At 48.7% G+C, this 13588-nt stretch carries 13 protein-coding genes; 9 read left to right on the top strand and 4 right to left on the bottom strand.

Annotation, left to right across the window (positions count from 1 at the left end):
* Positions 1-66 precede the first annotated feature (66 nt).
* The 3 genes from NE536_RS07770 to plsB all read right to left on the bottom strand — a co-directional run bounded on the left by NE536_RS07770 (position 67) and on the right by plsB (position 4669).
* Positions 67-840: a VOC family protein gene (locus tag NE536_RS07770; protein WP_261272368.1), complete on the bottom strand. Its 774-nt coding sequence runs from the start codon at positions 838-840 to the stop codon at positions 67-69.
* A gap of 149 nt (positions 841-989) precedes the next feature.
* Positions 990-2246 (bottom strand): tryptophan permease, encoded by a 1257-nt coding sequence (gene mtr, locus NE536_RS07765; RefSeq protein ID WP_259506808.1) that lies wholly within the window; start codon positions 2244-2246, stop codon positions 990-992.
* On the bottom strand, positions 2246-4669 hold the full coding sequence (gene plsB / locus NE536_RS07760) for a glycerol-3-phosphate 1-O-acyltransferase PlsB (RefSeq protein WP_006079610.1): 2424 nt from the start codon (positions 4667-4669) through the stop codon (positions 2246-2248). The genes mtr and plsB overlap by 1 nt, the downstream gene beginning before the upstream one ends.
* Before the next feature lie 160 nt (positions 4670-4829).
* Between plsB and lexA the strand changes: the two genes are divergently transcribed.
* From lexA to NE536_RS07730, 6 genes are all read left to right on the top strand, one after another.
* Positions 4830-5450, top strand: a complete 621-nt coding sequence (gene lexA, locus NE536_RS07755) for a transcriptional repressor LexA (RefSeq protein WP_006084613.1) — start codon at positions 4830-4832, stop codon at positions 5448-5450.
* Positions 5447-5959 carry a cell division inhibitor SulA gene (locus NE536_RS07750; RefSeq protein WP_261272345.1) on the top strand — a complete coding sequence of 171 codons (513 nt, stop codon included), beginning with the start codon at positions 5447-5449 and terminating at the stop codon, positions 5957-5959. The genes lexA and NE536_RS07750 overlap by 4 nt, the downstream gene beginning before the upstream one ends.
* A 402-nt stretch (positions 5960-6361) precedes the next feature.
* Entirely contained in the window at positions 6362-7918 is a 1557-nt protein-coding gene (coxB, locus tag NE536_RS07745; RefSeq protein ID WP_261272344.1) for a cytochrome c oxidase subunit II, read from the top strand.
* Positions 7919-7927: 9 nt separating this feature from the next.
* Positions 7928-9520, top strand: coding sequence for a cytochrome c oxidase subunit I (ctaD, locus tag NE536_RS07740; RefSeq protein WP_261272343.1), 1593 nt, complete (start codon positions 7928-7930; stop codon positions 9518-9520).
* 1 nt (position 9521) lies between these two features.
* A complete protein-coding gene (locus NE536_RS07735; protein ID WP_261272342.1) occupies positions 9522-10103 on the top strand; it encodes a cytochrome c oxidase assembly protein in 582 nt (193 codons plus the stop codon).
* Positions 10100-10975, top strand: coding sequence for a cytochrome c oxidase subunit 3 (locus NE536_RS07730; RefSeq protein WP_261272341.1), 876 nt, complete (start codon positions 10100-10102; stop codon positions 10973-10975). The genes NE536_RS07735 and NE536_RS07730 overlap by 4 nt, the downstream gene beginning before the upstream one ends.
* A gap of 4 nt (positions 10976-10979) precedes the next feature.
* On the opposite strand, the gene NE536_RS07725 is transcribed toward NE536_RS07730, so the two are convergent.
* Positions 10980-11198, bottom strand: coding sequence for a DUF2909 family protein (locus NE536_RS07725; protein WP_261272340.1), 219 nt, complete (start codon positions 11196-11198; stop codon positions 10980-10982).
* On the opposite strand from NE536_RS07725, the gene NE536_RS07720 reads away from it, so the two are divergent.
* From NE536_RS07720 to NE536_RS07710, 3 genes are all read left to right on the top strand, one after another.
* The gene (locus NE536_RS07720; RefSeq protein ID WP_261272367.1) at positions 11197-11961 is read left to right on the top strand and encodes an SURF1 family protein; all 765 of its coding nucleotides are present in this window, start codon (positions 11197-11199) and stop codon (positions 11959-11961) included. The genes NE536_RS07725 and NE536_RS07720 overlap by 2 nt on opposite strands.
* 91 nt (positions 11962-12052) lie before the next feature.
* A complete protein-coding gene (locus tag NE536_RS07715) occupies positions 12053-12598 on the top strand; it encodes a hypothetical protein (RefSeq protein WP_261272339.1) in 546 nt (181 codons plus the stop codon).
* Complete coding sequence (locus NE536_RS07710) at positions 12598-13575, top strand: COX15/CtaA family protein (protein WP_261272338.1); 978 nt, start codon at positions 12598-12600, stop codon at positions 13573-13575. The genes NE536_RS07715 and NE536_RS07710 overlap by 1 nt, the downstream gene beginning before the upstream one ends.
* Positions 13576-13588 lie beyond the last annotated feature (13 nt).

Genomic DNA, 13588 nt, shown 5'->3' with positions numbered 1-13588 from the left:
CCTCTAAACCTATCGCTTTAGATCGTCAGCATTAAATTCACTGCTGCGGATAATGATAACTAGACCTTACATCTGATTAAGCTTGATCACCGCAAAGGTGGCGCCTTGGGCGTCGGCTATTACAGAGAATCTGCCCACATCGGGGATATCACTGGGCGGAATACACACTTGCGCGCCTAACACTTGGGCTTTTTCTGCAAATACATCGCAATCGGCTACTGCAAAATAAAGCAGCCAATGGGGAGAGATGTCGCCCCATTCGGGCATGATGGTCATCATGCCGCCGATGGATTGACCATCAACTTGCCACTCAGAGTATTCGATGTCCGGCATGTCGCTGGGCGAGTTAGTCCAAGGGAATATTTTGCAGTAAAAGGCTTCTTCAGCGCGTGGTTCTTTACATGCCAGCTCAACCCAGCAAAGGGTATTGAGTTCACCCTGACGGCGAGCACCGATATGATTCTTCGCTTGCCACAGCGCAAAACGTGCGCCTTGTGGATCGCTCACCTGCGCCATCACGCCCGCGTCAGCCACAATATGCGGCCCCATGTGCACTTGGCCGCCCGCCGCTTGAATCGCTGCAATGCTGGCATCCATATCATCAACGGCAAAGTAGACACGCCAATGGCTAGGGATCTGCGACTCTGACTCGGGGATTTGGTACATGGCACCTAAATCATCTCCCGCTAAATTGAATAGCGAAAAATGACCTTCTGGGATTGGCATGTCAACTGAATCCCAACCAAATAACGCTTGGTAGAATGTCTTAGCAGCTTGCCAATCGTGGCTTGCGAGTTCAACCCAACATGCATGTCCTTGTGCGTACTGAGTAATTTTCATCATTTGCTCCTTCGTTTTTACAATCATTCGAGTTAAGTCTGAGTTCGTACTTCTGTCCAGTGTCGGGATAAAAAAGATCTGCAGAATTAAAACTCAATCGCCAAATACAAAAAAGCCCTCACGCAGAGGGCTTAAATCATCGAAAAAAATTAGGAATATTGCGGCAGTAAATTTGCCATCGCGAGCAGATGACAAGCACCCGTGACTATGCCAAATAACACAACAAGAATAATCAGCGGCGTACCGCCTATCACTCTAAAACCTGTGCTGTCGGGGAATAACTGCCGTGATTTATAGGCCATCAGCGCCGGGACGATTACCGCCCACACTGTCGCCGCTAATGCCGCAAAGCCAATCGCCACCAAGAAGCCGTCGGGGAACAGTAATCCTAAAATCGTCGGCGGCACAAAGGTCACTAACGCGGTTTTCATCCGGCCCGAGCGCGAATCGTCAAAACCAAACAAGTCGGCGAGATAATCGAACAGACCTAAGGTCACCCCTAAGAAAGATGAAGCCACGGCCAAGTTAGCAAACAGCGTTAACATACTGTTCAACCAGCTACTCGCCATCACCTCGGACAAAGCGCCCACCAAGACGCCCATATTGCCGCCTTGGGCAATAATATCGATAAACTGGCTGCGGGGAATATTGCCCATAGTCGCCACTAACCAACATGCATAAATCACCAGCGCGATAAAGGTGCCGACGAAAATCGCCTTGATAATGGTGGTGGAATCTTTGCCGTAATACTTCACTAAGCTGGGAACGTTACCATGGTAGCCAAAGCTGGCAAGACCAAAGGGTAGCGCCGCCCACAGATAAGGTGAAAAGCTATTATTACCATCGGGTTCGAGCAACTTAGTCACATCGATTTCGATCAGTAAATTGCCGATTGCAAGGAAGAAGGTAATGATCATACCGCCGAGCATAATCGTGGTAATGCGATCCACGGCCTTAGTGCTAATCAATACGATGCTCGCCAACACTATGGCAAACACCAGCCCTGCTACACTTTGCGGTAACTCAATTCCCATGCCCTGCAAGCTGTGATTCACAATCGAGCCACCGCCGCTGATATAGGCATAAGTCAAAATATACAGCACGAAAGCGATAGAAACGCCGTTCACTATCCGCCAAAACTGCCCTAAGGTTTGCTTGCTTAAAGTATCGAAGCTAGCACCCGGTTCGAAATGCAAATTGGTTTCGAGTAGCAATAAGCCCGACATCAACATGCAAAACCAAATGCCCAATAACATTAAAATCGAATAGCCAAACCACATACCTGCACCGACCACGGGCAGAGAAAACATCCCAGCACCTACGGTCGTGCCAGCAATAATCATGGCGCCGCCGAGCAAGGACTTACCTGCGGGCTTATGCTTAGCCGCATTCATATGATTTGCCATTAAACTGTATGCTCCGCGGTGACACTCGCCACTATCGTTTGTTTCACTGACGGACGTAATAAGCTATTGGCTTGATCTCGTATGCGATTGATATTGGACTTATCTTGGTTATCCGCTAGATATCCTAATTCTTTGAGCTTAACGCTCAAGGTGCCGTAAAGTTTCTTATCGTAGAACTCTGGCGCGGTAATGCCATGCAAAGCGCCTAAACGCTGGGCGAGTAGATGACTCTCAGACTCAAGTTCTGAGCGCTCCATCTTAGGTCTGTTCGCTAACAGATTGAAGATAATGGCATAGCGTTGCAGAGTCTCGCTTACTGAACTGGCTAACAATAATAGTTGGCTAGTGTGTTCAGGCACGACAGTTAAGGTATCAGTCTCAACCACTAACCCTTGCTCAATGAAGAAATCCAGCACTTGATTGACATAGGCAGGTACATCTTTAATGCCCATAAAGAGTTCGGCTTTCAGCAGTGGATAAAAATCGGCAACGATTGACACAACTTGCTGACGCGGGATCTGCTCATTATGCGTTAAGCAGCTCGCAATTAATGACGGTACAATAAATAAGTGAATAATATTGTTACGATAGTAAGTCATAGACACAGCCTGACTCGCCTCGATAGACACGATTTCACCTAAAGGATCGGCACAAACAACAAACTTATTCAGCTCTAAACCTTGCTGCACTAAATGCTTACCATCACCTTCGGCAACCGAAGTATAAGTAGTGTAAGGCACTTTTTTGAGTAGGGTCAGATACAGATCAAGCTGACGCTCCAACAGACTGCGCTCTAAGGCATTTTGATCTGTGGCCAGCAACACTAAACTCGTCAAGGTCACCGAACTCGCCGCCGCCGCATCGTTGATATTCGTCATCACTCGATTCGCCAGCACGTTTACCGCTGGTGTTAACCAGCTTGGTTTTTGCTCAGGATCATCGGCCAACTCAGTACGCCAGTTTGGCGCACGCTCATTTAAGAAGTTTTGCAGGGTTATAGGCTCGCCAAAGTTCACATAACCTTGACCGAAATTACCAAGTTTGCGAATCGCACCAAACACCTGCCACACAGATTCTTTTTTCTTTTTCTTACCACTTAACTCTTTATGGTACGTCGCCACTTCCATCACATGGTCATAGCCTAAATACACAGGCACTAGCGTGACTGGACGCTCGATACCGCGCAGCACGCTGTTCATCGTCATAGCGATCATGCCGGTTTTTGGCGCCAATAGCCGACCGGTACGTGAGCGGCCGCCTTCGGAGAAATATTCCACCGAATAACCTTTAGCAAACAGTTGATCTAAATATTCACGGAATACTGCGGTATACAGCTTGTTGCCATTAAAACTACGGCGGATAAAGAAGGCACCACCGCGACGGAACATAGGTCCAGCGGGCCAGAAATTGAGGTTAATACCGGCAGCAATGTGCGGCGGAACCATGCCTTGATAATACAAAATATACGATAACAGCAGGTAATCCATGTGGCTGCGATGACAAGGTACATAGACAATCTCGTGGCCATCATGGTGCAACTGGCGAACTTGCTCGGCGCCTTTAATGTTGATCCCGCTGTAAAGCTTGTTCCACAACCAAGTTAAGAAACGCTCAGCAATACGCACTAAGCTATCTGAGTAATCTGCAGCGATTTCATCGAGATACTCAATAGCCGTCTCGCGCGCTTGGGTCTCAGAAATCTTTTTGTTGGCCGCTTCTTCTTGAATCGCTTTACGCAACGACTCGGATTTGAGCAACGAATGAAACAGTGCTTGGCGATTTGGCAGCACAGGTCCAGTCATCACCTTACGTTGACGACGGAAATGCACCCGCGCGACCCGCGCTAACTTATGGGCGATCCCCATGTCAGTGCCGTGTTCGTCGGCCATGTATCGCAGAGATACCGCATTTGAAAACTGTACGAAGTTATGTCGACCTAAGAATAGAATCATCAAGCATTTGCGCAGCCAAGTCGGGTTTTCCCGCTCAAACACAGCCGCCTTCATAGTGTCATCTTCTTTTCCTGGCGTGCGGCCCCAATACAGGCTCACGGGCACCAGTTGAATGTCTAATTCAGGGCGCTCCTTATGCACGGCCAACAAACGCATAAAGCATTCGAGGAAAGGCTCGTTACCGGCACGCTCACCAAACAGCGGCTTACGCCCTTGAAGGCAGACAACCCGAGGCGCAATCACACCATTTGCCACTAAAGGCTCATAGGGGCTCGGTAGTCCTAACTTAGCCGTTATTTCGCTCAAGGCAGCGATGTCACTCAGCGATTCCGTTTTCATCACATAAGCAAGGGGTCTGGAGGCATCCAGATTCAGATCGGCAAAGGGATCCTGAGGCACAACAATAGTGTGCACTAAGTGTTTTTGGATCCAGCGTAATGATTTCAACCAAAGAGAGTCGTGTTTAGGCATTATTCTTATGCAATTAAGTACGTTTACTAGCCCGGTAGAATACCAGACTATGGGTAATATTCGCTAATTCTCTCCAACATAGCTAAAAAGTGGTTAATACTTGCGCTGCAAATAATACTGTATATACTAACAGTAACTGTATAGAAAAACAGGAAACACCATGAGACCTTTGACGCCACGCCAAGCTGAAATTTTAGAGCTAATTAAACGAAATATTGCCGATACTGGCATGCCACCCACTCGGGCAGAAATCGCGACCCGTTTAGGTTTTAAGAGCGCCAATGCGGCTGAAGAGCATCTTAAAGCGTTGGCGAAAAAGGGCTGCATTGAGATCATGCCAGGCACATCGCGGGGCATTCGTCTGACTGCGGAAGTCGAAGAAGTAACTGAAACAGGTTTACCGCTTATCGGTCAAGTAGCTGCTGGCGAACCTATTCTCGCCCAAGAACATGTTGAACAGTACTACCAAGTCGACCCAAGCATGTTTCATCCCGCCGCCGATTTTTTACTGCGGGTTAAAGGCGACAGCATGAAGAATATCGGCATTCTCGAGGGAGATTTGCTGGCAGTTCATAAAGTACAACAAGCTAGAAATGGTCAAGTGGTTGTCGCTAGAGTCGACGACGATGTCACTGTTAAACGTTTCGAAAAAAAAGGCAATGTGGTCTATCTACACGCCGAAAATGAAGACTATTCCCCGATAAAAGTGGATTTAGGCTATCAAAGTTTAACAATTGAAGGACTCGCCGTCGGTGTGATCCGTAATGGAGATTGGCTATGAACAAACTACTTGGCAATGCACCCCGCCATCCGGGCTTGTGGCTCGATGAAGTCCGTGATGCCGACTATGACTGGCACCATGCACCTATCGCCTGCATGCCAACTAAGACTCAAGGCCGCCAAGAGTTAATCCATTTGAGTGCGCAACTCGCCCAGTTAAGCCAACAGGGTCGTTGGTTAGTGCTCATCAACCCACCGAGTATTGGCTACAAACAAATGCTCGCCAACGCTGGCGTGCGTATGGACAGAGTCTTGCTGGTGCACGCTAAAGATGAAGTCGAAACCCTGTGGGCGATGGAAAAAGCCTTAACAAGTGGTACGTCCAGTGCAGTTATTACTTGGACCCAATCACTGGATGCACGCGATAATCGTCGCCTGCAAATCGTGGCTAAAAGTGCCCGCGCCATGGGCATAGTGCTTGAAGACGTAAACAGTCACTTACATGGCGACGTACACATTGAGCAAGGCAATCTCTTCGGCCAACAATCTTTTTTTAGCGCTGTACATTAAATATTCATTTATTTTTCTACCTTGAAAGCCGCCTCGCCTATGAATGTGAGGCTTTTTTTTGGCAATTTTTCAGACAATTAGATAAATAAGTGATCTTGATCAATATTTAAACAGCAAGTATGGTTGATTTAGTCGGCGATAATATATCGCCGCCCGTGGCAAATAAATCGAGCCGTAATCGAGTTCAAAATGCCACTAAAAATAGAGAACAGATTTATTTCAGTCGTATGTGCCAGCGTGGCTAATACCAGCAGTAACAATACTTAATTAAAAGTAACAGCCGCCAACGCACGTTGAAGTCAAAAACGCTTTTTTGGGAACTGAAGAGTTTGCATAGAGTTGAGACTTACTGTGTTGCTCTTCTTTGTAGTTGCTATTCGCAATTGGCAGAGGAGAAGTCTTGTGAAGCAATTGTTGTATTGTTTACTCGTGGTGTTATTCGCACCACCGTTGGCCGCCGCGGACATGCGGTTCAACATGACCCCTGGCGTAACCGAGATCAGTGGCAAGGTTTATCACTTGCACATGACCATCTTGTATATCTGCTGCGCCATTGGCCTTGTGGTCTTTGGCGTGATGATTTACGCCATGATCAACCACAGAAAATCCAAAGGCGCTGTCGCGTCCCACTTTCACGAAAGCACTAAAGTTGAAATCGCTTGGACGATTCTGCCATTTATCATTTTGATCTTAATGGCGATTCCTGCGACAAAAACCTTAATTGCGATGGAAGATCCCAGCGACGCCGATCTGACCGTTAAAGTCACGGGTTCCCAATGGAAATGGCATTACAGCTATTTCGATCAAGACATTGATTTTTACAGCATACTCGCAACCCCTAGAGCACAAATCGACGGTACCGAAACCAAGGGTGAACACTACCTATTGGAGGTCGATAAGCCGCTCGTTCTGCCGATAAATCGCAAAATCCGCTTTTTGATGACCTCTGAAGATGTCATCCATTCATGGTGGGTACCTGCTTTTGCCGTGAAGAAAGATGCCAACCCAGGATTTATCAATGAGGCTTGGACTCGCATCGACAAACCCGGTATTTACCGTGGTCAATGCGCCGAACTTTGCGGTAAAGACCATGGTTTTATGCCGATCGTAGTGCAAGCCATACCCGAAGCCGAGTTTGAAGCTTGGGTGACGGAGCAGAAACAAGCCGCAGGCGCGGCGGCAGAAGCCGCTCAAGCCGCTTTATCACAGACCCTTAGCAAAGATGATCTGATGACCCAAGGTGAGCAAGTTTACCTCGGGCACTGCGCAGCCTGCCACCAGCCCAATGGCGAGGGGTTACAAGGCGTATTCCCACACCTCAAAGGCAGTCCGATAGCAACGGGACCGCTCAGCGGCCACCTTGAAATTGTGCTCAACGGTAAAACGGGTACGGCTATGCAAGCCTTTAGTAAGCAATTGACTGCACAAGAAATTGCCGCTGTGATTACCTATGAGCGTAATGCTTGGGGCAATAATACTGGCGATGCTGTACAGGCCAAAGACGTCAACGAGCACATGAACGGTAGTGCAGGCACACAGGCACCTGCTACCGCACCAGCCAATACGACCCCAACTCCCGCACCTACAACTGAGCCCGCAGCAGTTGTCGACTCCGCAACCATAGTGGATCCGGCGAGCCTCCCCACTCTCACCCATGAGGCACTGATGGCCGAAGGTGAAACTGTCTACACCACCACTTGTGCGGCCTGCCATCAGTTGACGGGAACTGGCATACCACCCGCCTTCCCCGCCCTCGCTGGCAGTGCTATCGCCACTGGGCCCGTCGCCAATCATCTCGATATTGTGATGCACGGCAAAACAGGCACGGCTATGCAAGCATTTGGCAAACAACTCAGCCCACAGCAACTCGCAGCAGTCATTACCTATGAGCGCAATGCTTGGGGCAACAATACCGGCGATACAGTGCAACCTGCTGATATCGCAAGCCATGGACAGTAGGGGATTATGATGAGCACAACGACTCAAGATCAAACCGCAGCCCATGATGACCATCATCATGGTGCGCCAAAGGGCATCATGCGCTGGGTGCTAACCACCAACCATAAAGACATTGGTACTTTGTATTTATGGTTCAGCTTCATTATGTTTTTAACCGGTGGCGCTATGGCCATGGTGATCCGCGCTGAACTGTTTCAGCCCGGATTACAATTGGTCGAGCCCAACTTCTTTAACCAAATGACCACAGTCCATGGGCTGATCATGGTATTCGGCGCGGTAATGCCCGCCTTTACTGGGCTAGCAAACTGGCTGATCCCTATGATGATTGGTGCGCCCGATATGGCGCTGCCACGGATGAATAACTGGAGTTTTTGGATCTTACCCTTCGCCTTTACCATCCTACTCAGTTCGCTGTTTATGGAAGGCGGCGGACCTAACTTTGGTTGGACCTTCTACGCGCCACTGTCTACCACTTATAGTCCTGACAGCACGGCACTCTTCGTGTTCTCTATTCATATCATGGGGATAAGTTCGATCATGGGCGCAATCAACGTGATTGTAACCATAGTGAATTTACGTGCGCCCGGCATGACATGGATGAAGTTGCCGCTGTTTGTGTGGACTTGGCTTATCACTGCATTCCTGCTGATCGCTGTGATGCCCGTACTTGCGGGCGCTGTAACTATGGTGCTGACCGATAAGTTTTTCGGCACTAGCTTCTTCGACGCCGCGGGGGGTGGCGATCCTGTGATGTTCCAGCATATCTTCTGGTTCTTCGGCCACCCCGAAGTTTACATCATGATCTTGCCGTCCTTTGGTATCATCTCAGCCATAGTGCCCGCCTTCAGTCGCAAACCCTTATTTGGCTATGCATCAATGGTTTATGCAACTGCGAGTATTGCAATTCTGTCGTTCCTCGTGTGGGCACATCATATGTTCACTACAGGTATGCCAGTGTTTGCCGAGCTGTTTTTCATGTATTGCACTATGTTGATTGCGGTGCCAACGGGGGTGAAAGTATTTAACTGGGTGGCGACTATGTGGCGCGGCTCGCTCAGCTTCGAAACCCCTATGTTGTTCGCCGTGGCCTTTATCATACTCTTCACCATTGGCGGTTTTTCGGGGTTAATGCTCGCCATTACGCCCGCCGACTTCCAATACCACGACACCTATTTTGTGGTGGCGCATTTCCATTATGTGCTCGTAACTGGGGCGATTTTCTCCATCATGGCGGCGGCCTATTACTGGCTACCTAAGTGGACGGGGCATATGTACAACGAACGACTGGGACAATGGCACTTCTGGTGTTCGGTGATTTCGGTCAACGTACTGTTTTTCCCAATGCATTTCCTTGGGCTGGCGGGTATGCCAAGGCGTATTCCCGACTACTCGATTCAATTTGCCGATATTAATCAAATCGTCTCTATTGGTGGGTTTGCCTTCGGTTTATCGCAATTGATTTTCTTAGTACTAGTGATCAAGTGCATCCGTGGCGGCGAAAAAGCCCCCGCTAAACCTTGGGAAGGCAGTGAGGGTTTAGAGTGGACATTGCCAAGCCCAGCACCCTACCACTCCTTCACGACACCACCCGAGGTGAAATGAAATGACCAAACATAGCCAGCCAGAAAAACCTAAGTCAAATCGTAAACTCATCAGCCTATTAGTCATGGGTTGTATCGGTATGTTTGGCTTTGGGTTTGCGCTGGTGCCGCTATACGATGTGCTGTGTGAGAAGCTAGGGATTAACGGTAAAACCTCCAATACTGCCAGTAGTTATCAAGCGATAACCGTCGATACTAGCCGTATTGTCACCGTGGAATTTATCTCCCAAGTACAAACAGGTATGCCGTGGAAATTTGAGCCGCAAACCAAGCGGCTCGAAGTCCACCCCGGCGAGCTGATACACACAGCATTTTTGGCACGCAATGTGTCAGACAGAGCCACGGTCGGTCAGGCGATACCTTCGGTATCCCCAGGCCAAGGCGCTGCCTATTTTAATAAAACTGAATGTTTTTGCTTTAATCAACAGCACTTAGCGGCTTCGACCAGCGCAGAGTTGCCACTCATTTTCTTTGTGGATCCTCAGTTACCTGAGTCCATCCACACACTGACCCTCTCTTACACCCTCTACGACATTACCGACAAGCAGTTAGCGTCTGCCCTAGAGCAAGGAGCTGCAAAATGACTACAAAACATGAACCTTACTATGTCCCCGCCCAAAGCGCTTGGCCCATCATTGGTGCTATAGGGCTGTTTTTAATCGCCTTTGGTGCAGGAAGCTTTGTACAACAACTCAAATCGGGTGCCTCAGGTGGCGGCTATATACTGCTCGCAGGCATCGCCGTAATCCTCTTTATGCTAGTGGGTTGGTTTAGAACCGTGATCAACGAATCCATGACAGGACTCTATTCCCACCAAATGGATAGATCCTTTCGCCAAGGCATGAGCTGGTTTATTTTCTCCGAAGTGATGTTTTTCGCGGCATTTTTCGGTGCATTATTCTACGCCCGCATGGTCGCAGTGCCTTGGCTCGGCGGCGCCTCGAATAATGCCATGACCCACGCAGTGCTCTGGCCACAGTTCGAAGCCGTTTGGCCATTGATCACCACGCCTGATGGGACAAAAACCGAGGCTATGCCATGGACTGGTCTGCCATTAATCAACACTATTGTGCTGCTAACCTCTTCTGTCACCTTACATTTTGCCCATGTCAGCTTAGAAAAAGGCAAACGTTCCGCCATTACCCTCTGGCTCGGGATCACCATACTCTTAGGGATGGGTTTCCTTGCCTTACAGGCCGAAGAGTATATCCACGCCTATCAGGAAATGGGACTCACCTTAACCTCTGGGATTTATGGCAATACCTTCTTCCTGCTAACGGGTTTTCACGGCATGCACGTGACCCTAGGAACGGTATTCTTATTAGTGTTGTTTTTCAGAGTGTTGAAGGGGCACTTTAGCGCAGATAAGCATTTCGCCTTCCAAGCGGGGAGTTGGTATTGGCACTTTGTGGACGTGGTCTGGCTGTGTTTGTTTATTTTCGTCTACGTACTCTAAGGCTTTAGTAAGGCGTAGGATTGGGGCTGATTAATCCAGTCCCTAATGCCACCAGCAATAGCAGGATAACGAGCACAGAGAAGAGCACCCGGCGACCAAGATAGCGACTCATAGGCATTTTGTTGCCGCCTTTCACCATAATAAACAAGGCTCTACCTAAATTAAAAATGATAAACAGCAACAGCAGAACTAAGGCCAACTTAAAAATAAACAGGGTATTCATACAATATCCTTATGTCCTGCTGAATAAATTAACGGTTTTTTTGCTGATACTGACTGTGGCTGTATTCGGGATTTTGGTCAAGCTGGGTCTATGGCAATTAGCCCGAGGTGAAGAAAAAACCGTCCTACAAGCGCAAATGGAGGCGAGGCAATCCTTATTGCCACTCAGTTTTGAGCAGCTCCAGCTTAAGGTAAATAAGGAAAGCGTCACAGGTTATCGTCTACAAATACAGGCGACGCCCGCGAGCTCACAAATCTGGCTACAGGATAATCAAATCTATCAAGGTCAAGTGGGCTATTTAGCCTTTCAGCCCCTGCAAGTGGAAGCTGGAACACCTTGGTTGCTGGTCGAGTTAGGCTTTGTTGCCGCTGGATCCCATCGGGATGAGTTACCCCACATCACTCCCCTAAGCGGGGCATTAAATATCGAAGGCAGGCTTTATCAAAAGCAAATCAATCCCTTGAGCCAAGCTTTAATGGCAGAAACAGGGACAAGTATTCGCTTTCAAAATTTAAATATGCCCGAAATGGCTAAGGTATTAGGGCACCCAGTGTTACCTGTCGTGTTGCAACCAGAGCAATTACCTTCCCTCACATTGCCCCATCCTTGGCAACCTTTCCCACTGTCGGCGCAAAAACATTGGGGTTATGCGTTGCAGTGGTTTTCGATGGCGGCCGTGTTTGCTGGGCTCATGTTGTGGCAAGGGATTAAATATGTAAAACGCCAGAGTGCCGAAACAATCGCAAACTCAAGGAGCGAATAGGCAAATTCGACCCATACTTAGCAAGACACAAATAAAAACTAAATAAATATAAAACAATAAATTAGGGATAATTTGAATGAGAGGAGCAAGCATGAACTCCCAGAATAAATCGAAACACAAGGCATTGGGCTTGTTGTTGCTGGCGTTTATCGCGCCCGTGGTGATAGCCAAGCTAGTGCTGAGCCTGAATTTATACCACGGCGGCGCCACTAATCATGGCGAGCTGATCAATCCTGAGACCAGTTATGCCAGCCTTGGGGTTGAAAATCCCAATCCTAAAGAATGGCAACTGCTATATTTACTGCCCGCCCAATGCGGCGATGCTTGCCGCGAACGCCTGTATATTTTACGCCAAAGCCACACTGCGCTAGGGCCAGATCAGGCGCGAGTCGAACCACTCATTCTCACCCATCCCGACAGCGATCTTAACGCTTTAAGCGCCTTTCACTTCAACACTCGTCCCGCCAATGCAGGCTTAAGCCATTGGCTAGATGAACAGCAGCTGATCATAGTCGATCCCTTAGGCAGCTTAGTGCTGCGCTATCCCCAAGTGCAGGGTAGAGAAGCGCATTTAGCTCAAGGCAAAGCCTTGATTGCGGATCTGCGTAAGTTGTTAAAACTGTCGAGGGTAGATTGATGCAGCTAACTTGGGTTCTACGCTTAACCTTAGTCTTTACCCTATTAGTGATTTTAATGGGTGCTTACACTCGCCTATCGGATGCAGGTCTAGGCTGCCCCGATTGGCCGGGTTGCTACGGCCATATCAAGGTGCCTACCCAAGACCATGAAATCGCCCATGCCCAAACCATCTTCCCCGATCATGATATCCACCCAGAAAAAGCCTGGCTGGAGATGATCCACAGATATATCGCAGGCGGACTTGGCTTACTGGTGTTGTTAATCTTAGTTTTGTGCCTGAAAACGCCAGAAGCACCGAAAAAGTTACCGCTCATCATAGTGCTGCTGATCCTCTTTCAAGGAGCGCTAGGCATGTGGACTGTGACGATGAAACTCATGCCAATAATTGTGATGTCGCATCTTATTGGTGGTTTCAGCCTAATTTCACTGTTGTTACTTCTCTATCTACGAACGCGGCCGCGGCGGATCTTTAATAGCGAATCCCATGCCCGTAATCTGGCACCGTTGGCGCTGGTGAGCCTGTTCGTGCTTGTGGGTCAGATTATGCTGGGCGCTTGGACCTCATCTAACTATGCGGCGCTAGCCTGCACCGCATTACCCATTTGCGAAGGCAACTGGATGGATAACTTGGCAATAGCGGAGGCCTTTTCACCATTCCAAGGCCAACACCACAGTTTCGAATTTGGGGTACTCGATTACCCAGCCCGCATGACTATTCACATCGCCCACCGAATTGGCGCTATCGTTACCGCGAGTTTATTACTCGTGCTCGCCTATCGATTATTTGTTGGCGCTGCAGGGATGAGGGCCATAAGCCTCTTATTGGCAGGGTTAGTGATCCTGCAAGTGAGCTTAGGTATTTCTAACGTAGTGATGCATTTACCACTGGGTATTGCCGTGTCTCACAACGGCGGGGCGGCACTACTGCTGCTGACCTTAGTCGCAATCAACTATTTCTTATGGCGCAAAGCCTAAGCGAGGGCTCCAA

The sequence above is a fragment of the Shewanella septentrionalis genome (genome assembly GCF_025370265.1).
Lineage (GTDB): Bacteria > Pseudomonadota > Gammaproteobacteria > Enterobacterales > Shewanellaceae > Shewanella > Shewanella hafniensis.
Note: the sequence above shows the minus strand (reverse complement) of the source record. Positions and strands in the feature narration are given on the sequence as shown.